A 22,408-nucleotide genomic window follows, 5' to 3' on the forward strand; every position below is an offset into this window, starting at 1 on the left:
TTCGCCGGTGAACCGGGGCAGAAGGTGTGGCGCCGGCCGTAGCGGTGACGGCGGCCCTCGAAGTCGGTGCGGTTGGCTTCCGGGTACCGCTTCGCGAGTCAGGGCGGGAGGGCGGCGGTGCCGGTGGTGAGGCGGACCCGGCGGCCCTCGGCGGCTGCGCGGTCGAGGATCCGGTCCAGGACGGTGAAGTCGTAGGTGTCCTCGGCGGGCTGGGTGAGGGACCGGGAGAAGACGCCGACGATGAGGGTGTCGGTCCCGGCCCGGGTGAACAGCCGGTGGTCCTCGTCCCACACCTCCTCCGGCCACTGCCCGGGGTTGTAGTCGCCGCCGTAGGGGATCCTCGGGGTGCGGGGCGGAGTCACGCGGTGAAGTCCTCCTGGGTCTCGGCGATCACCGGGCGGCTGCTGTGCAGCAGGGACAGCAGCAGCGGGGCGGCGAGCAGCGCGGGCAGGGCCTCGGTGAGCAGGGCGGTCCCGGCGGCCGTGAGGATCAGCAGGGAGAGGGTGCCGAGGGTGGCGCGGGGGTGCCGGAGCAGGAAGTAGGCGGCGAGGCGGGCGGTGTCGCGGGCGCGGAAGGTGAACAGGGTGGTGAGGACCAGGGCGTGCGCGCCCCACAGGAGGGTGCCCGTGCCGATCAGCGCGAGCAGCAGCGCCCACCAGCCGGGCAGTCCTGTGGTGGAGAAGTGGGTGAGGGTGAAGGCGATCACCGTGAGCCAGCCGAGCAGCGGTGCCCACAGCTTCAGCACGGGCAGGGCGTTCAGTCGCCAGCCGCGCAGGAAGGCGCGGGCCGGGTGGAGTTCGGTGAGGTCGTGGCTGCGGTGGTGCAGGGCGTAGAGGGCGGCGGAGGCGGCCGGGCCCAGGGGCAGCAGGCAGAGGGCGGCGAGGGGCAGGTTGGCGGGGTCGGGGGCGAGCAGGAGGAGGCCGGCGAGGCCCGGCGCCGCGGTGAGCAGCAGCAGGGCCTCGACGGTGACCAGCGTGTGGATGAGGGCGGCGGCGCGGGACAGCGGGCCGGTGCCGAAGGCGGCGGCCCGTACGGTGCTCACGGCGCCTCCCGGCCGAGCAGCCGCCGCTCGTCCCACCAGGGCGGGGTCTCGTCGTCGACCGGGGTCAGCTCGACGAGGGTGATCTCGTGGCGGGCCAGGGTGAGGTCCAGGCCGACGCGGCCGTCCTCGATCGGCAGCCGGTGGTGGGCGCGGGCGGGTTCGGACGCCTCGTGCAGGACGTCGAGCTGTCCCGGCCCGGGCGAGCGGGGACTGCCCATGTGCCGCCAGGCGGTGTACGCGTTGCCGCGCTCCTCGTCGACACAGGAGCGGCGGACGAACGCCTCCCCGCGCGGGGCGGTGCCGACCGGCAGGGACAGGCGCAGGGTGTGCCGGTCCGGGCCGGGTGTCCGCCCCGTCGGGTCGACGGGGGCCCAGGCGAGGACGGTGACCCGGCCGTCGGTGTGCCGGGTCACCGAGTAGTGATCGCCCCGGGCCAGTTGCTCCGCTCCCGTGCGGGCCATGAAGGCGTACAGGTGGTAGGTCGGTTTGCGCAGCTGCCGGTGGGTGAGCAGGCCGAAGCCGCCGTGGAAGAGCGCGGTCGGGATGCCGGACTCCTCGAAGACGTCACTGAACGTCCAGTAGGAGAAGGAGTCGGCGTGGTCGCCGCCGGCCGTCACCACCGGGGCCAGGTAGGCGGCGTGGAAGGCGGTGTCGTGGATGGGGTTGTCGGGCCGGTAGGAGGAGTTGAACTCGGTGATGTGGACGGGCAGCCCCTCCAGCCGGGTGCCCTTGAGGGACCGGCGTGGCTCGGCGAACTGGTCGAGGAGGTCACTCGCCGGGGCCAGGGTCTGGTGGACGCCGAACGGGACGTGCCGGGCGGGCCCGGAGCTGTAGGCGTGCCGGGAGACGAAGTCGACGGGCACGTCACGCCGTTCGGCGAATTCGGCGAACCGCTCCAGCCAGCCGTCGGCGCCGGGCGAGACCGCCGGGCCGCCGACCTGCAGCCGGTCGTCCACCTCCTTCACGGCGTGCGCGGTCGCCTCGTACAGCCGGTGGTATGCCGCCTCGTCGGCGTCGAGCCAGAAGTCGGGCAGGTCGGGCTCGTTCCACACCTCGACGGGCCAGGTGCGCACCTCGTCGGCGCCGTAGCGGTCGACGAGGTGGGCGAGGACGGCGCGGACCAGGTCCGTCCACTCCTTCTCGTCGGCGGGCGGGGTGACGTTGCCCTTCCACCAGAAGACCGTCTTCTCCCCCGAGGCCAGTGCGCCCGGCATGAAGCCGAGTTCGAGGAAGGGGCGGATGCCGAGGCCGAGGCAGGCGTCGAGCACCTGGTCGAGGTAGGTGAACGAGTGGTGGGTGCGGCGGGCGCCCTGCCACTCGTAGGGGCGGTGGATGCCCAGGCCGTCGCTGAGCAGGCCGTGACCGCGCAGGTGGCGGAAGCCGATGTCGCGCTGGAGCAGGGCGAGGGAGTCCTGGTAGTCGCGGCGCAGGGCGAGGTCGAGGCGGCCGGTGCCGACGCAGGACCGCCAGGCGTCGGACAGCCGGACACCCGGCCCGTCGGGGACGCGGATCACGCGTTCTCCTTCTTGAACCGCTCGTAGGCCTGGTTGTGCAGGTCGATGAACCGGTCCATGTTCTTGGTCTTCAGCTCCTTGACGTAGTCGTCCCACTCGGACAGCGGGCGCTTGCCGAGGGCGAACTGGAGGGTGTTCTGGGTGACGTGGTCCTTCAGCGGGGTGTCCCACAGGGTGGCCTGCTCCTGTTCCTCGGAGCGCAGCGGGTGGGGCGGGTCGACGGGCAGTTGCTCGCGGGACGCCATGGCGTCGGTGAACTTCTTCTCGTCGGGGCTGAAGGAGGAGGAGACCAGGGCCCAGCTGCCGCCGTAGGTGAAGACGCCGTTGTGGAAGCCGAAGTCCTTCTGGAGGTCCTTCGGGGCGTCCGGGTCCGAGCCCATGAGGCTGATGCCGGGCTCGAGTTCGTACCGGCCGGGCCCGGAGCGGGTGAAGGTGGTGTTCTCCACGCCCCACTTGCTGAACTCCTGGCCGGCGTCGGAGTACCAGAGCCAGTCCACGAACTGCATCAGGGCGACGAAGTCGTCGCTCTCCAGCGCCTTGCCGGAGATCATCATGCCGTTCTCCAGACGGGCGCCGCCCAGCACGACCGGCCCGGCGGGTCCGATCGGCACCGGGATCATCTCGATGGTGGCGCCCTCGACCTGCTTGCCGAGGTTGTAGCGGTAGTTCTGCACCAGCTCCTGCGGGTTGGCGCTGATCGCGAAGGACTTCTCCGAGAGGATCTTCCTGACCGCCTCGTCGTCGGTCTGGGTGAAGCTCTCGGGGTCCATCAGCTTCTCCGAGACCAGCTTGTGCAGGTACCCGACGAAACCGCGGTAGGCGTCCGTGGCACCGGTGAAGACGAACTTCCGCGCCTTCGCGTCCCAGCTGGTGTTCAGGTACGACCAGCCGGCCCGGACGCCGTACGCCTGGCCGAGGTACTGGGACAGCGCGCCGACGGGGAACGGCGTGTTGGTGCTCCAGCGGTCGGTGAACGGGTAGCGGTCGGGGTACTCCTCCTTGAGCGCCTTGAAGGTCGTGTACACCTCGTCCCAGGTGGTGGGCAGGCTCAGGCCGTGCTTGTCGAGGACGTCGGTGCGGAAGGCCAGCGAGTAGCTCTGCTTGACCTTCTCGTGCAGTCCGGGCAGCAGGTAGTAGCGGCCGTCGGACTGGCGCAGCGAGTCGACCTCCGGCTGGAGGCGCCATCTCTTCACCTTGTCCTGGAAGTTGGGCATCAGGTCCACGTACTCGCTGACCGGGAGGATCGCGCCCGAGGAGACGAACGCGGACTCCGCGCCCGGGTAGGTCTTGGGGATGAGGAGGGGGGCGTCGCCCGCGCCGATCAACAGGCTGCGCTTCTTCTCGTAGTCGCTCAGCGGGACCGGGGTGGCCTTGAAGGTGATGCCGGTGCGCCGGGTGAGCTCCTTCCAGAACAGCCAGTCGTCCTTCATCGGGTAGACCGGGTTGTTGTTGTGCAGGATGGAGAAGGACAGCGGCTTGGTGGCCTTGAACTGCTGGCCGGCACGGTAGTTCTTCATGGCGCCTTCGTGCTTCTTCGACAGGTCCTTGGCGTCGCCGCCGTCGCCGCCGCTGCCGCAGCCGGTGAGGGCGGCGAGGCCGATGAATCCGGCGGCTCCGAGGACCTGGCGCCGCGACAGCTGTCCGTTGTTCTTCACGGGGACTCCCTTGTTGCGTCGGCGTGTCGAGGTGGAGGAGGGAGGGGTACGGCCGTCAGCCCTTGACCGCGCCGAGCATCACGCCCGAGACGAAGTAGCGCTGCACGAACGGGTACAGGCAGAGGATCGGCAGCGAGGTGAGCACGATCGTGACGGCCTGGATGTTCGCCGAGACCTGGGTGAGCTGCTCGGTGGCCGCGCCGGCGCCGGTTCCTCCGGTGGCGCCCGCGAGCAGGTTGCGCAGATAGACCGTGACCGGCATCAGTTCGGTGCGGTCCATGTAGAGGAACGCCGAGAACCAGGAGTTCCAGAAGGACACCGAGTAGAAGAGCACCATGGTCGCGACGACCGCCTTGGACAGCGGCAGCACGATCCGCAGCAGGACGCCGTACGTACTGAGGCCGTCGATCTGCGCGGCCTCCTCCAGTTCCGTCGGCAGGCTCTCGAAGAAGGCCTTCATCACCAGCAGGTTGAAGACGCTGATCGCGTTCGGCAGGGCGATGGCCCACACGCTGTTCTTCAGGCCGAGGCTGGTGATCAGGACGTAGTTGGGGATGAGGCCGCCGGTGAAGAACATGGTGAAGACGGCGATGCCGACCAGGGCGCCGCGTCCCCTGAGGTTCTTCTTCGACAGGACGTAGGCGTAACAGGTGGTCAGCACCATGGCGACGGCGGTGGAGACCACCGTGTAGAAGACGGTGTTGCCGTAGTTGCGCCAGAACATCGAGTCGGTGACGACGATGTCGTAGGTGGTGAGGTTGAACCCCTTGGGCCACAGGGTCACTTCACCGGCGCGGATCTGCCGCTCCCCGCTGAACGAGCGGGCGATGATGTTGACGAAGGGGTACAGGGTCACCAGGACGACGAGGGTGAGGATCACTCCGTTGACGCCCTGGAAGACGCGGTGGCCGCGTGTCGGCCGGTTGACGCTCACCACAGGCTCGTCCCCACCGTGCGGCGCGAGAGCTGGTTGGCCGAGGTGATGAGTACCAGGCCGATGACCGCCTCGAACAGACCGATGGCCGCCGCGTAGCTGAAGCTGTTGGACTCCACACCGGTCCGGTAGAGGTAGGTGGAGATCACGTCGGCGGTCGGATAGGTCAGGGGGTTGTAGAGCAACAGGACCTTCTCGAAGCCGACGGCCATGAACGTGCCGATGTTGAGGATCAGCAGCGTGATCATGGTGGGGCGGATGCCGGGCAGGGTGACGTGCCGGATCTGCTGCCAGCGGTTGGCGCCGTCGATGCGGGCGGCCTCGTACAGGTCCTCGTCGATGGTGGTGAGCGCGGCGAGGTAGAGGATCGTGCCCCAGCCGGCGGTCTGCCAGATCTCCGAGCCGACGTAGACGGCGCGGAACCAGTCGGGTTCCTGGATGAACCGGATCGGGTCGTGTCCGAACCAGCCCAGGACGTGGTTGACCGGACCGTCCGTGGCGAGCATCTGCAGCGTGATACCGGCGACGATCACGATCGACAGGAAGTGCGGCAGGTACGACACCGACTGCACGAACCGCTTCAGCGAGTTCCTGCGCACCTCGTTGAGCAGCAGGGCGAGCACGATCGGGATCGGGAAGCAGAAGACGAGGGTGAGTCCGCCCATCCACAGGGTGTTCCTGAACACCTGCCAGAAGGTGGGGTCGGACAGGAACATCTCGACGTAGCGCAGTCCCACCCAGTACTCGCCGAAGACCGAACCGCCCGGCTCGAACCGGCGGAACGCGATCACGTTGCCGATCATCGGCAGATAGCGGAACACCAGGAAGAACAGCAGCGGCAGCACGGCCAGCGAGTACAGCTGCCAGTCCCTGCGCAGCGCGCGCCGCCGGCCGGTGCGCGCGGGGGAACGCGTGCGCCGCGGTGGTGCCTTCGCCGACGGCGGGTCCTGCGTGCCCGGTGGTGGAGCCGACGTGGTGGAAGTGCTCATTGCTCGGGCCTCCCGTGCCTGTGACGCAGAACCGAAACTTTCGAGCTCTTACCGGTAACTTGCGGCAACCTATGAGCAGCGGTAGGCGGTGTCAATGGATCCCGCGCTGCGGAAATTCGAGAGGTCGTAGCGGTCATGGATTCGGTACGCACGGCTATGGAAGGGGGTCTTGATCTGTTAACGTCCCCGGAACTTTCCGGTGCGCGCTCGCAACGATCGGCCGTGCCGCCCATTCGACTCCCTTTCGATTCTGCGAGGTGCCCCGTGCCCGCGTTCGACCTGCCCCCGGCTGAACTGGAGCGCCACCGCCCGGACATCGAGGAGCCCGCCGACTTCGACGCCTTCTGGGAGCACACGGTGAAGGAGGCGTCGGCCGAGGGGGATCCGCTGCTCTCCCTACGGCCGGTGGGGAACGGGCTGCGGCTCACCGAGACCTGGGACGTGACGTTCCGCGGCTTCGCCGGCGACCCGGTGCGGGCCTGGTTCAGCCTCCCGGCCGGGATGAGCGAACCCCTGCCGGCGGTCGTCGAGTTCGCGGGTTACGGGCGTGGACGCGGGTTGCCGCACGAGCGGCTGACCTGGGTGAACGCCGGGTACGCGCATCTGCTGATGGACAACCGCGGCCAGGGCGACCAGTACGGCTGCGGCGGCGACACCCCCGACCCGCACGCCCTGGCGCCGGGCGGCCCCGGCCCGGCGGTCCGCGGCCTGCTGGACCCGGGGGACTACCACTACCGCCGGCTGATCACCGACGCGGTGCGCGCGGTGGCCGCCGTACGCGCGCTGCCCGGGGTGGACGCCACCCGCGTGGCGGCCGTGGGCAACAGCCAGGGAGGAGGGCTCGCGCTGGCCGTGGCGGGCCTCGTGCCGGACCTGGCGGCGCTCCTGGTCACCGCCCCGCTGCTGTGCGGCATCCACCGCGCCCTGGGCCTCACCGACGTGGCCCCGTACGGCGAGATCACCGCCTACCTCTCGGTGCACCGGGGCGCCGAGGAGGCCGCCCACCGCACCCTCTCCTACGTCGAGGGCGTGTCCTTCGCCCGGCGCGCGCACGCCCCGGCCCACTTCGGGGTCGGGCTGCGCGACACGGTCTGCCCGCCGAGCGGGGCGTACGCGGCGTTCAACCGGTACGCGGAACGCACGGGCGGGGACCCGGCCAAGGTGCTCCACGCCTATCCCTTCAACGGGCACGAGGGCGGGGACGCGGTGCATGTGCGGCGCCAACTGGATTGGCTCGGCTCACTGCTGGGCGGCTGACCGGTGCGTGGGCGGCACCGATGACGACCGGACACGCCATCGGGGCCGCCCGCGGGGGGGTGGTTCAGCCGACCCGGCAGGGCAGGGACGTCGTACTGTCACCGCCCGAGCCGGAGACCACGTAGCCGAACGTCGCGCTCTCCCCCGGATCGAGGGAGCCGTTGTAGTCGGCGTTGTGGACCATCACGTCCTGGCCGTCGTAGGTGGCGTCGCCGCTCCACAGGCTGTCGACGCTCTGGCCGTCCGGGAGGGTCCAGTCGACCATCCAGCCGAGCATCGGCACGTCGCCGCTGTTGGTGACGGTCACCTCGGACTGGTAACCGCCGCTCCAGCTGCCCGCCGTACGGCGGGTGGCGGTGCACTCGCCGGGGACGGGGTCGGGGTCGGTCGGGTCGCCGGGGTCCTTGATGCCGGTCACCTCGCCGTTGCCGCCGTCGAAGACGACGTCCGAGCAGGAGTAGAAGGTCTCCGCGCTGTCCGAGCGCTGCCAGACCATGTAGATGACGTGGCGGCCGGACTTGCCCTCCGGGAGCTGTCCGCTCCAGCGGTAGTCGGCCTCGACGGTGCCCGGGGACCCGTTGAGCGGCGGGTGGTCGACGGAGAGGAAGGGCTGCTCCTCCATGTCGGCCCAGGTGAGGGTGCGCGTCGGGTCGAAGCCGTCCTTGGTGACGTAGACGTGGAACCAGCCCGGGTGGGCGGCCCAGGCGTTGTAGGAGAAGTCGACGGTCGCACCCGAGGTGAGGTGGGTGAGCGGCCAGTCGGCGCTGGGCGTGTCGAATCCGGTGAAGTTGGTGTTCCCGCCGCTGCACAGCGCCCCGTCGGGCACGAAGCCCCGGGTGCGGCCTGCGCCGTCGGAGCGCAGGACGGAGAACCAGTTGTAGAAGGGGGTGGTGCCGCTGACCTGCGCGGCGGTCCTGCAGGCCGGGTTGACCGGCTTGACCTCGCCGGTGTCGGTCAGCGCGTCCTGCCAGCACAGGAAGGTGCGGCTGCCGGGCTTCATGGGGGTGCCGTGGGCTTCGGCCTCGCCGCCCGCCGTCACGACCAGGCCGACGGCCGGGATGGTGGCGAGCAGGGAGACCAGGACGAGGAAGAGGGCCCGGGTGCGGGTGGGGAGCGCTGAGCGGGGAGCGGCACCGCTCTCCGATCTTGTTGTGGTCATGACACACCTGTCCGCGACTGTGGGGTTGACGGATCATGCAGGGGTGCGTGGAAGGGGCGAGACGGGAGTGTCCCAACGGCGGGTTCCGGTCCGCCTGAGCATGGGAGCGCTCCCACCTCGCCCGTGAGGGGACGGTAGCGCGGAGCGCCGCACTTGTAAACGCTTGCAGCACAAGCCCGGTCAGTCCCTGTCGCCGATCAGCCGCTCGACGTGGTCACCGGCCTGTGTTCCCTCGAAGACCCGGACCACGGACACCAGTTGCCGTTCACCGTGCGGGACGCCGAGCGCGGTCCGCACGATGCCCACCACGTCTTCCCGGAGCCGGATGCCCCGCAGGTCGACCGGGCGGCCGAACTGCTCTCCGAGCAGCGTCGCGAACTGGACGCGGCCCTGCGGATCCTCCATGCACGACAGCGCGCAGAGCGCGTCGACGAGTTCCCACAACAGGGGCCGCTCCGACGAGTTGTGGACCGGTGAAGCGTGGGCCGGCGTCAGCAACGCCCGTAGTTCGTCGGCCGCGGCCGTCCCCTCGAAGAGTTCGACCGTCGACAGCAGAGTGTTCTCTCCGCCGTGCCGGTCCAGCGCCGCCCGTACGATCGCGACCACGTCCTCGCGCTGCCGAACGCCCCGCAGATCGATCCGGCGGGCCAGCCGGTCCCCCAGCACGGCTGCGAACTGGTACCGGCTCCGCGCGTCCTCCATGCACGTCAGACCGGACAGCGCCCCGGTGAGGACGAGCAGCGGTGGCACCGGGCTCCAGGAGGGCCCGGGCGTCGACGGCTTCGCCCGATCGTCCGGCCCCGGAACCGACGCCGGCCCCACGTCGGGGCCCCGGCCCCGTGACGGCGTCGGCAGCACCGACCGCGCCACCACGACCCGGCGCTCCAACTCGATCCACATCAGGGGGTTCTGCGGCACATCGGACTTCTGCAGTTCGTCGACCACGTAGTCGTACAGTTCGTGCACGCCGATCCAGCCGTCCCCGTCGCGGTCCGCCTCCCCGGTGCCGAGTCCCTCGATCACGGCCCTGGTGAACCGGGAGGACTCGGGCTCCGGGTCCAGTTCGGTGATCCGTCCGTCCTCCCAGGCGTACTCGGTGCGGTTGGTCGCGGTGAGCACCGCACGGCCGTGTCCGGCCAGTTCGTCCTTGACGTGGACCGTGGTGTCGCCCTTGCCGCCGGTCAGGAAGGCGCCGCTGTAGCAGCAGTCCAGGAGCAGGACGATCGACCGGGCCCGGCAGGAGCGCATCCGCTGGTGCACGAACAGGGCGGGGACGGACGTGGAGGCGAGCAGTCGCCGGTCGGTGTCACCGGCGGCGAAGTGCAGTTCGCCGTTGTCGTCCTTGAGGCCGTGGCAGGAGATGTGCAGCAGGAGCAGATCGTCCCGGCGGCGGTCGAGGAAGAAGTCCTCGATGGCCCGGGTCACTTCCTGATGGCTGCCGTCGACGACCATGCTCACCTCGAAGTCGCCGATCCGCGGGTCCTCGAGCACCTCCGCCAGTGCCTGGGCGTCCCCGGCGGGCGACCTCAGCTGCCGCAGGTCCTCGTTGTCGTACCGGCCCGTCGCGACGAGCAGCGCGTAGCGTCCCGCGGACACGGTCGTACGTCCCTCACTCGCCCCGGCCGTCGGCCGGTTCCGCCTCGGGGCCGTGCGCGGCCAGGAAGGCGTCGATGATCCGCCGCTGGTCGGCGGAGGAGACGGCCTCCAGCTCCAGGCTGTCCTCGCCCAGGGTGACGCCGACCGTGCGCACCGGACGGTTCTCGATCCAGGTCCGCACCAGGTCGAGCACCGAGCGGAGCGCGATGGGGGCCAGGGTCACGGCGAGCGCGCCGACGGCGATCGCGTCCACCGGTTTCGCCCCCTCGGGGACCTCCCCGGAGCGGATCGGTTCGACGTCGTCGACGCCCAGTTCGAGGAGTCGCTCGCGGAGCCGCAGCGTCAGCTCGTCGAGTTCTTCCTGATCGCTGTCCTGGCGCCCGGTCAGTTCCAGACGCATGCGTTCCGTGCGGCCCACCGCAACCCCCGTCATCCGGTGAGGATTCAGCGTACAACGGCGGCGACGGCGAGGGCCGTATCCCCGACGCCGGGGATACGGCCCTCAACTGCTCTGCCGTACCGCTTACTTGCGGATCAGGCTGCGCAGCACGTACTGCAGGATGCCGCCGTTGCGGTAGTAGTCCGCCTCACCGGGGGTGTCGATGCGGACGACCGCGTCGAACTCGACACCGGTGTCGGTGGTGACCTTCACCGTGCGCGGGGTGGTGCCGTCGTTGAGCTCGGTGACGCCGGAGAAGGAGAAGGTCTCCTCGCCGGTCAGACCGAGGGACTCGGCGGTGTGGCCCTCCGGGAACTGCAGCGGCAGGACGCCCATGCCGATGAGGTTCGAGCGGTGGATGCGCTCGTACGACTCGGCGATGACGGCCTTCACACCGAGCAGCGCGGTGCCCTTGGCGGCCCAGTCGCGGGACGAGCCGGAGCCGTACTCCTTGCCGGCCAGGACGACCAGCGGGACGCCCTGCTCGATGTAGTTGCGGGAGGCGTCGTAGATGAACGACACCGGACCGCCGTCCTGGGTGAAGTCGCGGGTGTAGCCGCCCTCGGTGCCCGGCGCGATCTGGTTGCGCAGGCGGATGTTGGCGAACGTACCGCGGATCATGACCTCGTGGTTGCCGCGGCGCGAGCCGTAGCTGTTGAAGTCGCGGCGCTCGATGCCGTGCTCCGTGAGGTACTTGCCGGCCGGGGTGTCGGCCTTGATGGCGCCGGCCGGGGAGATGTGGTCGGTGGTGACCGAGTCGCCCAGCTTGGCGAGCACGCGGGCGCCGGCGATGTCCTCGACCGGGGCCGGCTCCATGCCCATGCCCTCGAAGTACGGGGGCTTGCGCACGTAGGTGGACTCGGCGTCCCACTCGAAGGTGTCGCCGGTCGGGATGGACAGCGCCTGCCACTGGGCGTCACCGGCGAAGACGTCGGCGTAGGACTTGGCGAACATGTCCTCGCCGATCGCGTTCGCGACGACGTCGTTGACCTCGGCCTCGGAGGGCCAGATGTCCTTCAGGAAGACCGGGTTGTTGTCCTGGTCGTACCCGAGGGCCTCGCGGGTGATGTCCACCTTCATGGAACCGGCGAGCGCGTAGGCGACGACCAGCGGCGGGGACGCCAGGTAGTTCATCTTGACGTCGGGGTTGATCCGGCCCTCGAAGTTGCGGTTGCCGGAGAGCACCGAGGTGACCGCGAGGTCGTGCTCGTTGACCGCCTGGGAGACCTCCTCCGGCAGCGGGCCGGAGTTGCCGATGCAGGTGGTGCAGCCGTAGCCGACGAGGTTGAAGCCGACCTTGTCGAGGTACGGGGTCAGGCCCGCCTTCTCGAAGTAGTCGGTGACGACCTTGGAGCCCGGGGCGAGGGTGGTCTTGACCCAGGGCTTGCGGGTCAGGCCCTTCTCCACCGCCTTCTTGGCCACCAGCGCGGCGGCGACCATGACGTACGGGTTGGAGGTGTTGGTGCAGGAGGTGATGGCCGCGACCGTCACCGCACCGTGGTCGAGCGTGTAGGTCGTGCCGTCGGCGGCGGTGACCTCGACCGGGTGGGAGGGGGCGCCGTTGGAGATGGCCGGGGCGTCGGAGGCCGGGAAGGACTCCTTGCTCGCCTCGTCGACGTCGCCGCCGTCCTTGACGTAGTTGCGCACGTCCTGGGCGAACTGGGTCTTGGCGTCGGCGAGGACGATGCGGTCCTGCGGGCGCTTCGGGCCGGCGATGGAGGGGACGACCGTGGACAGGTCCAGCTCGAGCTTCTCGGAGAAGTCCGGCTCGGCCGTCGGGTCCAGCCAGAGGCCCTGCTCCTTGGCGTACGCCTCGACCAGCGCGACCTGCTGGTCGCTGCGGCCGGTCAGGCGCATGTAGTTCAGCGTCTCGTCGTCGATCGGGAAGATCGCGGCGGTGGAGCCGAACTCCGGCGACATGTTGCCGATGGTGGCGCGGTTGGCCAGGGAGGTGGCGGCCACGCCCTCGCCGTAGAACTCGACGAACTTGCCGACGACGCCGTGCTTGCGCAGCATCTCGGTGATGGTGAGCACCAGGTCGGTGGCGGTCGTGCCCGGCTTGAGCTCACCGGTCAGCTTGAAGCCGACGACGCGCGGGATCAGCATGGAGACCGGCTGGCCGAGCATGGCGGCCTCGGCCTCGATGCCGCCGACGCCCCAGCCGAGCACGCCGAGGCCGTTGACCATGGTGGTGTGCGAGTCGGTGCCGACCAGGGTGTCGGGGTAGGCCTTGCCGTCGCGGACCATCACCACACGGGCCAGGTGCTCGATGTTCACCTGGTGGACGATGCCGGTGCCGGGCGGGACGACCTTGAAGTCGTCGAAGGCGGTCTGGCCCCAGCGCAGGAACTGGTAACGCTCGCGGTTGCGGCCGTACTCCAGGTCGACGTTCTGCTTGAAGGCGTCGTTGGTGCCGAACTTGTCGGCGATGACGGAGTGGTCGATGACCATCTCGGCCGGGGAGAGCGGGTTGATCTTGTTCGGGTCGCCGCCCAGCTCCTTGACGGCCTCACGCATGGTGGCGAGGTCCACGACACAGGGCACGCCGGTGAAGTCCTGCATGATCACGCGGGCCGGCGTGAACTGGATCTCCTGCGACGGCTGGGCCTGGGAGTCCCAGCCGCCCAGGGCGCGGATGTGGTCGGCGGTGATGTTCGCGCCGTCCTCGGTGCGGAGGAGGTTCTCCAGCAGCACCTTCAGGCTGTAGGGAAGGCGCGCGGAGCCCTCGACCTTGTCCAGCCGGAAGATCTCGTACGACTCGTCGCCCACCTGCAGCGTGCTGCGGGCGTCGAAGCTGTTCGCCGACACGACAGTCTCCTTCATTGATGTGCGCGTACCACCGCATCCTGCCGCCACGCCGCCCTGGCCGATCCGCTAAGGTCAGGCTAAGTTAGGTAGCCCTTACCAGGGTGGCGGCTGCGGTGCGCCTCGGCAGATATCTCGATGTCGAGATAACTCTAGTACACAAGGGCCGAATGGTCATGCCCGGGCCCGTGTCCGCTGCCGTCCGATCGGGGCGCTCGACAGCGAACCCGGTCATTGCGGCTCCCTTGCGGCGAACCCAGTCGCACGAGGCGAACCCAGTCGCACGAGGGGGCGTGCCGGGTGGCCGTACCGGTCGGGGTGGATCTCACGGAGCCGTACGTCGAGCTGTCGTACGTGGATGCCGTGCGCGCGTGTCGGCGGCGGCCTCCACCGCACCGCGTGACGGCTCGGTTCGAGGACATGCCCGCGGTACGGCCGTTTCGCCGGCCGCGCGGTGAGCGTCACTTCCCGGGCCGGCACTGGGCGACGACCGGGGCGACATCACTCCGTCGACTCCAGGATGCGGTCGAGTGTCCGGCGCCCCATCGCGCTCATCGTCGGATTGCTCTCGACGTAGTACCAGACGACACCCATCGCCTGCTGGAACGCCCACGCCTTGCCGCGCTCCCACTCCAGATCGTCACAGACCAGTGTCCGCCGGAGCAGTTCCCGCGGGCCCGGCCGCAACAGGTGCCAGGCGCTGACCAGATCCAGCGCGGGGTCGGCCGGGCCGAAGCCGCCGGTGTCGAGCACTCCGCCGAGCCGGTCTCCCGCGACCAGTACGTTGCCGGGAATCAGATCACCATGGCTCATCACGTCGGCACCCGTGCGCGGCACCTCCCTGAGGTGGCTCCACACCTGGCGCAGCCGGGGCACGTCGAGCAGCCCCTCGCTCTCCTCGAAGCACTTCGCCATCCAGTCGTCGTGGTGAGCGAGAACGCCGCCACGGCCTTCGCCGCCGAAGAGCCGCCCCCGCGTCTCGGCGTTCCGCAGGGCCGCGATGAAGGCCGCAAGGTCCTCGGCGAAAGCGTCCGAGCCACTCGGGTCGGCATCAGAGGCGACCGTTCCCGGTACCCATGTCTGGACCGACCACGGCATGGGGTAACCCGCTCCGGGCCTTCCCAGGGCGACGGGTTCCGGGGCGGGGAACCGAGACACCCGTGCCAGTTCCGCGCTCGCCCGGGCTTCCCGTTCCAAAACCGCCAGCACCTCCGCAGCATCGGCCGGACGCAGTGGGAAACGCGCGGAGAGGTCGTTCCCGATGCGGAAGACGGCGTGGACCGTCCCGGTCGACGCCACGGGTCGGATCGCCTTGCCGCCCCACCGAGGGAACTGTTCTCGGATCAAGGTCGCAACGATCTCGGTGGTCACGTCCACTTGGTCGTCGTGCATGGTCAATCCCACAGGCCTTTCACCAGCCCGGTGCCGAAACGCCGGAAGCACACCGGATCAACCGGGACGACAGCCAGTATTCAGACGCCAGGGCCCGGATCAACCGGGTTTTGCGGCCACCCGGGCGTCTCGGCCGTTCCGGTTCGCCCCGGACGTCCCGCCGTGCCGTCGCACCGTCACCGCGCCGCCGCCGGATGCCATCAGTGCGCCCGAGCGGGGTAATCGACTGATACGAAGTCAGTTCCGGACGGGAAGGGATACAGGCATGCCGCTCACGTTTCGCAAGAGCTTTCGGATCCTTCCGGGGGTGCGACTGAACATCAACAAACGGTCGTGGTCCATCACCACCGGCAGCAAGAACGGCCCCCGGTACACCCGCAGCAGTACGGGGCGTCGTACGACATCGATGGATTTGCCCGGACCTTTCGGGTGGCGCCGGACCCGTCGGACCCGTCGGACCGGGGAACACTGACGTCACGTCACCCGAATGGACCCCCCAGGAGGTGCAATCTCATATCTGAGATAACCTCATCCTCATGTCAGACGACTACCTCGTACGCATCGGCAAGCTCATCCGTGACGCCCGGCAGCACCGCGGGTGGACGCAGACCCAGCTCGCGGAGGCGCTCAACACCAGCCAGAGCGCCGTCAATCGGATCGAGCGCGGCAACCAGAACATCAGCCTTGAGATGATCGCCCGGATCGGCGAGGCCCTGGACAGCGAGATCGTCTCGCTGGGCTACGCCGGCCCGATGCATCTGCGCGTGGTGGGCGGCCGCCGGCTCTCCGGCGCCATCGATGTGAAGACCAGCAAGAACGCGTGCGTGGCACTGCTGTGCGCCTCGCTGCTCAACAAGGGGCGCACCGTGCTGCGCCGCGTCGCCCGCATCGAGGAGGTCTACCGCCTCCTGGAGGTGCTGAACTCCATCGGCGTGCGCACCCGCTGGATCAACGACGGCGTCGACCTGGAGATCGTGCCGCCGGCCGAGCTGGACCTCGCGTCCATCGACGCGGACGCCGCCCGCCGCACCCGCTCCATCATCATGTTCCTCGGCCCGCTGCTGCACCGCCTGGACCGCTTCATGCTGCCGTACGCCGGCGGCTGCGACCTCGGGACGCGCACCATCGAGCCGCACATGATCGCGCTGCGCCGGTTCGGCCTGGACATCGCCGCGACCGAGGGCCAGTACCACGCGGTGGTCGACCGCTCCGTCGCCCCCGACCGCCCGATCGTTCTCACCGAGCGCGGGGACACGGTCACCGAGAACGCGCTGCTCGCCGCCGCCCGGCACGACGGCACCACCGTCATCCGCAACGCGTCCTCCAACTACATGGTCCAGGACCTGTGCTTCTTCCTGGAGGCGCTGGGCGTCAAGGTCGACGGCATCGGCACCACCACCCTCACCGTGCACGGCGTGCCCACCATCGACGTCGACGTCGACTACTCCCCCTCCGAGGACCCGGTCGAGGCGATGAGCCTGGTGGCCGCGGCCGTGGTGACGGAGTCGGAACTGACGGTCCGCCGGGTCCCCATCGAGTTCCTGGAGATCGAGCTGGCGGTCCTGGAGGAGATGGGCCTCGACCACGACCGCACGCCGGAGTACTTCGCCGACAACGGCCGTACGCGCCTGGTGGACCTCACCGTCCGCCCCTCCAAGCTGGAGGCGCCGATCGACAAGATCCACCCGATGCCGTTCCCGGGCCTGAACATCGACAACGTCCCGTTCTTCGCGGCGATCGCGGCGACGGCCCAGGGCAAGACCCTCATCCACGACTGGGTCTACGACAACCGCGCCATCTACCTGACCGACCTCAACCGCCTCGGCGGCCGCCTCCAGCTCCTCGACCCGCACCGCGTCCTGGTCGAGGGCCCGACCCGCTGGCGCGCCGCGGAGATGATGTGCCCGCCGGCGCTGCGCCCGGCGGTGGTCGTCCTGCTCGCGATGATGGCCGCGGAGGGCACGTCGGTCCTGCGTAACGTGTACGTCATCAACCGCGGGTACGAGGACCTGGCGGAGCGGCTGAACTCGATCGGGGCGCAGATCGAGATCTTCCGGGACATCTGAAAGCTCTAGGAAAAGGTAGCGCGAATCCCCTTCTGACCTGCACGTATGCAACCCAGGAGGGGATTCGGCTTCGTCTGTGGGACTTCTCAGGGACTTTCAGGCCGAGCCGGAAGACTGCCGGTCTCGGGGCTGAGGGCCGGATCGCCCGGCCCTGCACGTGATGGGTCACGGGCAGGGCGTCGGCCTGAGCGACTCATGGGCGAGGACAGGTCGGGCCGGGCTCTCGACTCACTGCCTTGCTGTCACGCTCGGACACCCTCCACGAGCCGTCCCGCTCACTGCGGACGCAAGCTCGCGCATCATGCTCCTTACCGCTCCCCTACGGTCATAATGGAGGCATGTCCTCCATCCCACAGCGTCCCGCACCCGTGCCGAGCGGTCTCTCGGACGCGGTCGCCGAGGATCTCGCGTTGTACCGGGAGAAGTTCCGACGGCGTCTGCCGGAGTCGCTGGACGAGTTGCACGGCCCGACCCAGGGAGTCGTGGAGCTGCCCTTGCACATGGCCTGGTCGGGGATGACCTCGTACGACCTGGGCAAGCCGCGGCAGCGCATGGGCCTGTACCGCACCGTTCTGCATGAGGGCCTGCGTGACGACCTGCCTCGCTACCTCGACCAGGGCCTGCTCCTCCAGCTGTGGCCGGTGCTGCGCACCCTCGTCGGCCGCAGCGTGCGCGCCGTATGGGAAGACGCCTTCCCCCAGCTCGCCTCCCGCACCAGGGCAGCCGCGTGACGGACATGCCGGAGCTGCACACGCGGCTCCTGGCGGATGTGATCGCCCTCGGCTCCCCGTATCCCCTGGTCCTCACCGGTGGGTACGCCGTGCGGGCCCACCATCTCGTGAACCGCCCCAGCCAGGACCTCGATGTCGCCACCGAGAACCCGGCGCCCATGGCCGACATCGCCGGCACGCTCCGTGCCGGCCTGGAAGCCCGCGGCTGGAAGGTGCACGCGCTGGAAATCGCTCCGTTGTCCGCCCGCTTCACCGTGTCCGATCCGGCCACCGGGCAGGACTGCGAGGTCGACATCCTCAAGGAGGTCTTCTGGCGGCCGGTCGCCCAGACTCCGTACGGGCCCGTCCTCGCGGAGGAGGACGTGGTCGGGACCAAGGTCCGCGCCCTACCGACCTGCTCCGATCAGAGATCTCCGAAACCGCGTACTACCTCGTCGGCCCCGACACCCGCCCAGCCCCACCCAAGGCCCACGGCCTCGTCCGTGCCGCCCTCGCCTCCGCGACCGAGCGCTACTTCCGCACCCTGGCTCACCCAACACGCCCCGTCGCCTGCTTGCTTAACCGCCGCAGCCTCGACGAGACCCTCCACCGCTGGGCCCTCACCCACCTCCCCGGCACCGTCTTCACCGCTCAACCCAAGCTCCTGGCCCACCACCTGGGCCACGAGGCCGCCCACGACTGGCTCAACGACGCCCTGGCCGCGCATGACGTGCGCCTCCCCGCCAACGTCGCCTTCCGCTCCCCCTGGCGTGGAACTACTCGTCCCGTATACGGCTTCCTTCACGCCTGCTGGGCCTTCTCTCTCACTCACCGCGCTGTACGCACGGGAGCTATCCGAGAACTCCCAGCCCTGACGGCGTAACAAAGCACCTGCTACAACCACGCACAGGCAATCGGCGATCGGCCTGCGCACCCCAGTCAGCGTGCGCCACCGGCACCACCACCCTCGTCCCCCTCAGCAGCGAGCGGTCCCCCTCGCCCACGCGTACGCGGCGCGTCCCGAACGCTTCGGCCGCCACCCACAGCCCCCGGAACTGCTCACGGTCGTGTGGATCAATGAGCCTTTTCAGCATGGCCACCGATCGGGTGACGGCGGGGAGGCCGCAACGCACGAGGCACCCGTGCCGTTGAGGGAGATGTTCGAAGTCTCAACTCATCAGCGCAGGTGCCTCGTTGGTTCCCTATCCTGCCGCACTCGACCTGCCACACGCTCTGGTCGAGTGGGTCACCATGCTCATCGTCACCCGCGAGGGTGACCGCCGCTGCAAGCTTCCGCCGCACCAGCGTGCGCTGGTCGCTCTGGTGTACCTGCGCAAGCACGACACCCTGACCCAGATCGCCGCGGGCTTCGGCATATCGGTCGGCACCGCCCACGCCTACACCACCGCGGTCATCGACCTCCTGGCCGACCGGTCACCGGGCCTGCTGAAGGTCCTGCGCGAGACCGACCCGGAATACGTTTTGCTCGACGGGACGCTCGCGGAGTGCGACCGGGTGGGCGACAGGCAGGCCGACTACTCGCACAAGCACCGCCGCCACGGTGTGAATGTGCAGGTCGTCACCGACCCGACCGGCCAGGTGCTGTGGATCTCCCCTGCCTTGCCCGGCCGGTGTCACGACCTGACCGCGGCCCGCACCCACCGCATCATCCGGATCTGCGAACGCCAGGGCGTCCCCATCCTGGCCGACCGTGCCTATACGGGCGCCGGCCCCTGGGTCACCACCGGACGCAAACGACCGCCCGGCAGGCAACTGACCCCAACTCAGCAGACGATTAACCGGGCCCTCGCCGCCTCCCGAGCACCCGTCGAACGCGGCATGGCACGACTCAAGTCCTGGCGAATCTTCCGAAGATCGCGATGCAGCCCGAACCGCATGACGTTAATCGCCAAGGCCATCCTCACCCTGGAGCGCTCACGGCCCCAAATGACCTGCGTGACCTGGCCGGCGCGCTGCGGGACGTGCTCCGCATCCGAAACCAGGGCGACCAGGGCTGTCAGCCGGGACAAATCAGGAGATGCGGCTCATTATGTAGGCGGTGCCTACCCTATCTTCCTCGGGTGAGTCCGCCTGGATCGCGAGACTCGGCCCGGCCGTGGTGAAGTCGAACCCGTTCGTCATCGGCTGCGTACAGTCGACGCGCTTAGCTGTCTTGGCGGTGCCTGAGACGACCGTGAAGGTGACCGTGCCCTCCCCTGCGCACGCCACCTCCACTCGCAGGGCCGTGCCCGACTTGATGGTCTCGTCCAGGTTCTCTCCGGGCACCGCGAGGGAACCGGCCGAGACCAAGCCCGCCTCATCCGACTCCAGGCGATCCGTCATGTTGAGCAAGTCGCGAGCTTCCTTGTCCAACTGCTCCCTGCCGGACTGGGAGGGCGGCTGAGCTGTGGGAGCCGCGGCGGAGCTCGCCGCCTTCTCGGACTGCGAAGCCTTGGACGCCATAGGCGAGTCAGAACAAGCGGATGCCATGCCGGTAATCAGCGCGACGGCAGTCAGAGCACTGCCAGTGCGGCGAGTGAAGCGGTACAAGAGGTCCCCCGAAGTGCAGTCAGAAGCCAAGTAAACGTGCAGAGCAAGGTGATCATCCTGTGTGGACACCCGCATCACCTCGGCAATCTGGGCATCGGCACCAGATTGGTACACAGGTTTGACGCGTTTCCTCCGCAAGAGGCGGTTCCCTGGTGGCCGCAAACATCCCGAAGGCCGCGGCGATGTGGGCAAGGAGGTGCGGCGGGAGCTCGCAGCGGCACTCACCCTCACGGTGACGATGAGCATCGTGACCCACTCGACCAGGGCGTGAGGCTTCGACCACTCCCTCAACAGTTACGGGGGCCTCATGCGTTGCGGCCCGCCCCCGCCAACAGCCCGTCACCCGACGCCTGCCGGAAGACCAGGCCCTTGGGACGCCTCAGGGCGTGGAGTGCGTCGGTGCACGTGGTCAGGTAGCGAGACGTGCGCATTACGAGACCGTGAGCCATCATGCCGGCTGGTGCCGCATAGCGCCGCTGAGTGTCATTCAACCCGATCAGAGCACGTACGACAGCTGCGGCGGTGGTGTAGCGGACGCGGTAGCCAGCCATGGCGGCTGCGGTGCCCAGCGCGATCAACAGGTGCGACTTGCCCGTGCCGGAGTCCCCAACCAGACAGAGCGGGTGACTCTTGGCGATCCACTCGCAGGTGGCGAAATTGTGGATGACCGCAGGATCAACGTTCGGATTGACGCTGTAGTCGAACTCCAGCTGCTGCCCGCGCTGCCCCCCGACCTCCCAGGCGGCCAGGTCACCGGTCTGGTGGCCAGAGGAGGCCACACCGTCGGCATCACCCGGGCCAACGGGGTGATCACCCAGGCCACCCTGCGCCCCCGGCACACCGGCACCGTCCGGGTCCGCACCACTGTCCCGGTCGATGTGTCGGCGGGCGGCCAAGCGGTGTCCGTGCAGCGGGTGGAGCCCACCCTGATCTCCTTCGACGCCGCCGCGGGAACCACGTATCAGCTGTCTCCTCGTCCCGCCCCGGTCGTCAGTCTCCGTGCCCGGGCCAACAACCAGTACGTGAGCGCCGGAACCAACGGTTCGTCCGCACTGACCGCCAACCGCACGACGATCGGTGCCGGGGAGCGCTTCGATCTGATCGACCTCGGGAACGGCGCACTCGCACTGCGGTCCCACGCGAACGGCCAGTACGTCTGCGCGGAGAACGCCGGAGCCGACCCACTCATCGCCAACCGCACCGCGATCGGCCTCTGGGAGACCTTCCAGCGCGTGAACAACACCGATGGCACCGTCAGTCTGTGAGCCCAGGCCAACAGTCGGTATGTCTGCGCGGAGAACGGCGGAGCCGCCCCTCTGACAGCCAACCGCACCGCGATCGGCCTCTGGGAATCGTTCGACCTGACCACCGGATGACCGCCACCAGGCGGACCGTGCTCACGGCCGGCTCAGTCGCCCTCCGGTAATCGATTTTTCGCGGCCTGACCTCGCCGTTTCACGTGGGTACGGCTGGCTCTGGGGCGGAAACGCGAAAGTGCATTCCTGACCTGGGACAATGAACCTTGCTGAGGGGTTCTGTCGGTCCAGGCGGAGGGCGCTTTCTACGTGCAGGCTATCGGGTTGCGTCCCAAGGTCCATGTCAGTGCCGACGGTTCGGGGTGGTCGGGCATGCCGGGGCACGGTTGCTGGCGGATCTCGCTGATGTCACCGGGCTGACCGCCGCGCTCAGGTCGCTTCGGCCGCGCGGGACCGGGCATGATCCGGGCCGGGTCGCCACCGACCTGGCGGTGATGCTCGCCGACGGGCGGGGACATGACCCGGTTCGTCTCCGCCAAGCACCTCGCGTCCTGGGCCGGAGTCTGCCCCGGTCACCACGAGTCCGCCGGCCGCGCTAACACCAAGGTCCGCCCCGGCAACCCCTACCTCAAGGGCGCCCTCGGACTGGCCGCCTTCGGCGCGGTGAGAACCAACGGCACCTACCTGCAGGCCCGCTACAAGCGGCTGACCGCCCGCCGCGGACCGATGAAGGCCCTGGTCGCCATCGAGCACTCGATCACCACGGCGATCTGGCACATGCTGACCGACAACATCCCCTACCGCGAACTCGGCGGCGACTACTTCGCCCAGCACGACCCCGAACGAGCCACCCGCCGCGCGATCAACGCCCTCAACCAGCTCGGTTACACCGTCACCCTCAACCCGATTGAGGGCGCAGCCTGACCATCGCACAGCCCGGACACTCGGCGGCCCACTGAGACCACCGGGCATCCAGCCATGCGCACACCCACCCTGACCTGTTCTATACCGGGACATCTGACGCGGCGGTACCTGTGGGACTTC

At 69.2% G+C, this 22,408-nt stretch carries 18 protein-coding genes and 5 pseudogenes; 10 read left to right on the forward strand and 13 right to left on the reverse strand.

The features are described 5' to 3' along the window. Positions 1–2: 2 nt before the first annotated feature. The 6 genes and pseudogenes from ACH4VX_RS18695 to ACH4VX_RS18720 form a co-directional block, all read right to left on the reverse strand. Positions 3–362: pseudogene (locus ACH4VX_RS18695) on the reverse strand (beta-galactosidase); the annotation flags it as partial. Then, on the reverse strand, positions 359–1,042 hold the full coding sequence (locus ACH4VX_RS18700; protein ID WP_398368497.1) for a hypothetical protein: 684 nt from the start codon (positions 1,040–1,042) through the stop codon (positions 359–361). The pseudogene ACH4VX_RS18695 and the gene ACH4VX_RS18700, both read right to left, overlap by 4 nt. Further along, positions 1,039–2,556: a xylan 1,4-beta-xylosidase gene (locus ACH4VX_RS18705; RefSeq protein WP_398368498.1), complete on the reverse strand. Its 1,518-nt coding sequence runs from the start codon at positions 2,554–2,556 to the stop codon at positions 1,039–1,041. Before ACH4VX_RS18705 ends, ACH4VX_RS18700 begins: the two co-directional genes overlap by 4 nt. Beyond that, a complete protein-coding gene (locus ACH4VX_RS18710; RefSeq protein WP_398368499.1) occupies positions 2,553–4,211 on the reverse strand; it encodes an extracellular solute-binding protein in 1,659 nt (552 codons plus the stop codon). The genes ACH4VX_RS18705 and ACH4VX_RS18710 overlap by 4 nt, the downstream gene beginning before the upstream one ends. 55 nt (positions 4,212–4,266) lie before the next feature. After that, positions 4,267–5,148 (reverse strand): carbohydrate ABC transporter permease, encoded by an 882-nt coding sequence (locus ACH4VX_RS18715; protein WP_398368500.1) that lies wholly within the window; start codon positions 5,146–5,148, stop codon positions 4,267–4,269. Then, positions 5,142–6,134, reverse strand: coding sequence for an ABC transporter permease (locus ACH4VX_RS18720; protein ID WP_398368501.1), 993 nt, complete (start codon positions 6,132–6,134; stop codon positions 5,142–5,144). The genes ACH4VX_RS18715 and ACH4VX_RS18720 overlap by 7 nt, the downstream gene beginning before the upstream one ends. A 264-nt stretch (positions 6,135–6,398) precedes the next feature. Here ACH4VX_RS18720 and ACH4VX_RS18725 point away from each other — a divergent pair, with 264 nt between their 5' ends. After that, positions 6,399–7,391 (forward strand): acetylxylan esterase, encoded by a 993-nt coding sequence (locus ACH4VX_RS18725; protein WP_398368502.1) that lies wholly within the window; start codon positions 6,399–6,401, stop codon positions 7,389–7,391. Positions 7,392–7,455: 64 nt separating this feature from the next. On the opposite strand, the gene ACH4VX_RS18730 is transcribed toward ACH4VX_RS18725, so the two are convergent. The 5 genes from ACH4VX_RS18730 to ACH4VX_RS18750 all read right to left on the reverse strand — a co-directional run bounded on the left by ACH4VX_RS18730 (position 7,456) and on the right by ACH4VX_RS18750 (position 14,782). Further along, on the reverse strand, positions 7,456–8,550 hold the full coding sequence (locus ACH4VX_RS18730; RefSeq protein WP_398368503.1) for a lytic polysaccharide monooxygenase: 1,095 nt from the start codon (positions 8,548–8,550) through the stop codon (positions 7,456–7,458). A 180-nt stretch (positions 8,551–8,730) separates the two neighbouring features. After that, positions 8,731–10,146, reverse strand: coding sequence for a caspase family protein (locus tag ACH4VX_RS18735; RefSeq protein WP_398368504.1), 1,416 nt, complete (start codon positions 10,144–10,146; stop codon positions 8,731–8,733). Positions 10,147–10,159: 13 nt separating this feature from the next. Then, complete coding sequence (locus ACH4VX_RS18740; RefSeq protein WP_398368505.1) at positions 10,160–10,579, reverse strand: hypothetical protein; 420 nt, start codon at positions 10,577–10,579, stop codon at positions 10,160–10,162. A gap of 90 nt (positions 10,580–10,669) precedes the next feature. Further along, a complete protein-coding gene (gene acnA, locus ACH4VX_RS18745; protein ID WP_398368506.1) occupies positions 10,670–13,393 on the reverse strand; it encodes an aconitate hydratase AcnA in 2,724 nt (907 codons plus the stop codon). 498 nt (positions 13,394–13,891) lie between these two features. Further along, positions 13,892–14,782 carry an aminoglycoside phosphotransferase family protein gene (locus tag ACH4VX_RS18750; protein ID WP_398368507.1) on the reverse strand — a complete coding sequence of 297 codons (891 nt, stop codon included), beginning with the start codon at positions 14,780–14,782 and terminating at the stop codon, positions 13,892–13,894. 265 nt (positions 14,783–15,047) lie between these two features. On the opposite strand from ACH4VX_RS18750, the gene ACH4VX_RS18755 reads away from it, so the two are divergent. From ACH4VX_RS18755 to ACH4VX_RS18775, 5 genes and pseudogenes are all read left to right on the forward strand, one after another. After that, positions 15,048–15,254 (forward strand): DUF4236 domain-containing protein, encoded by a 207-nt coding sequence (locus ACH4VX_RS18755; protein WP_398368508.1) that lies wholly within the window; start codon positions 15,048–15,050, stop codon positions 15,252–15,254. Positions 15,255–15,318: 64 nt separating this feature from the next. Continuing rightward, complete coding sequence (locus tag ACH4VX_RS18760; protein WP_398368509.1) at positions 15,319–16,848, forward strand: UDP-N-acetylglucosamine 1-carboxyvinyltransferase; 1,530 nt, start codon at positions 15,319–15,321, stop codon at positions 16,846–16,848. A gap of 338 nt (positions 16,849–17,186) precedes the next feature. After that, positions 17,187–17,579, forward strand: coding sequence for a hypothetical protein (locus ACH4VX_RS18765; RefSeq protein ID WP_398368510.1), 393 nt, complete (start codon positions 17,187–17,189; stop codon positions 17,577–17,579). 5 nt (positions 17,580–17,584) lie between these two features. Further along, positions 17,585–17,968, forward strand: a pseudogene (locus ACH4VX_RS18770) (nucleotidyl transferase AbiEii/AbiGii toxin family protein); the annotation flags it as partial. 784 nt (positions 17,969–18,752) lie between these two features. Further along, positions 18,753–19,499: pseudogene (locus ACH4VX_RS18775) on the forward strand (transposase family protein); the annotation flags it as partial. Between the two features lie 90 nt (positions 19,500–19,589). On the opposite strand, the gene ACH4VX_RS18780 reads toward ACH4VX_RS18775, so the two are convergent. Then, positions 19,590–19,931, reverse strand: a complete 342-nt coding sequence (locus ACH4VX_RS18780; protein WP_398368511.1) for a hypothetical protein — start codon at positions 19,929–19,931, stop codon at positions 19,590–19,592. Positions 19,932–20,169: 238 nt separating this feature from the next. Between ACH4VX_RS18780 and ACH4VX_RS18785 the strand changes: the two genes are divergently transcribed. Beyond that, positions 20,170–20,379, forward strand: a complete 210-nt coding sequence (locus ACH4VX_RS18785; RefSeq protein ID WP_398368512.1) for a hypothetical protein — start codon at positions 20,170–20,172, stop codon at positions 20,377–20,379. Positions 20,380–20,581: 202 nt separating this feature from the next. On the opposite strand, the pseudogene ACH4VX_RS18790 reads toward ACH4VX_RS18785, so the two are convergent. Then, a pseudogene (locus ACH4VX_RS18790) lies at positions 20,582–20,812 on the reverse strand (ATP-binding protein); the annotation flags it as partial. Positions 20,813–20,869: 57 nt separating this feature from the next. Between ACH4VX_RS18790 and ACH4VX_RS18795 the strand changes: the two are divergent. The 3 genes and pseudogenes from ACH4VX_RS18795 to ACH4VX_RS18805 all read left to right on the forward strand — a co-directional run bounded on the left by ACH4VX_RS18795 (position 20,870) and on the right by ACH4VX_RS18805 (position 22,288). Next, positions 20,870–21,373, forward strand: coding sequence for a fascin domain-containing protein (locus ACH4VX_RS18795; protein ID WP_398368513.1), 504 nt, complete (start codon positions 20,870–20,872; stop codon positions 21,371–21,373). Positions 21,374–21,643: 270 nt separating this feature from the next. Further along, positions 21,644–21,873 (forward strand): annotated as a pseudogene (locus tag ACH4VX_RS18800) (IS1380 family transposase); the annotation flags it as partial. Positions 21,874–21,880: 7 nt separating this feature from the next. Next, complete coding sequence (locus ACH4VX_RS18805) at positions 21,881–22,288, forward strand: transposase (protein ID WP_398368514.1); 408 nt, start codon at positions 21,881–21,883, stop codon at positions 22,286–22,288. Positions 22,289–22,408 lie beyond the last annotated feature (120 nt).

The sequence above is a fragment of the Streptomyces sp. NPDC020731 genome, from assembly GCF_044334705.1.
Taxonomy (GTDB): domain Bacteria; phylum Actinomycetota; class Actinomycetes; order Streptomycetales; family Streptomycetaceae; genus Streptomyces.

Bases quoted from the DNA above. Each gene is read 5' to 3' on its own strand.
- ACH4VX_RS18760 (WP_398368509.1), top strand. From the start codon at position 15,319: ATGTCAGACGACTACCTCGTACGCATCGGCAAGCTCATCCGTGACGCC.
- ACH4VX_RS18755 (WP_398368508.1), top strand. From the start codon at position 15,048: ATGCCGCTCACGTTTCGCAAGAGCTTTCGGATCCTTCCGGGGGTGCGA.
- ACH4VX_RS18765 (WP_398368510.1), top strand. From the start codon at position 17,187: ATGTCCTCCATCCCACAGCGTCCCGCACCCGTGCCGAGCGGTCTCTCG.
- ACH4VX_RS18805 (WP_398368514.1), top strand. From the start codon at position 21,881: ATGACCCGGTTCGTCTCCGCCAAGCACCTCGCGTCCTGGGCCGGAGTC.
- ACH4VX_RS18750 (WP_398368507.1), bottom strand. From the start codon at position 14,782: ATGCACGACGACCAAGTGGACGTGACCACCGAGATCGTTGCGACCTTG.
- ACH4VX_RS18740 (WP_398368505.1), bottom strand. From the start codon at position 10,579: ATGACGGGGGTTGCGGTGGGCCGCACGGAACGCATGCGTCTGGAACTG.
- ACH4VX_RS18730 (WP_398368503.1), bottom strand. From the start codon at position 8,550: ATGACCACAACAAGATCGGAGAGCGGTGCCGCTCCCCGCTCAGCGCTC.
- ACH4VX_RS18720 (WP_398368501.1), bottom strand. From the start codon at position 6,134: ATGAGCACTTCCACCACGTCGGCTCCACCACCGGGCACGCAGGACCCG.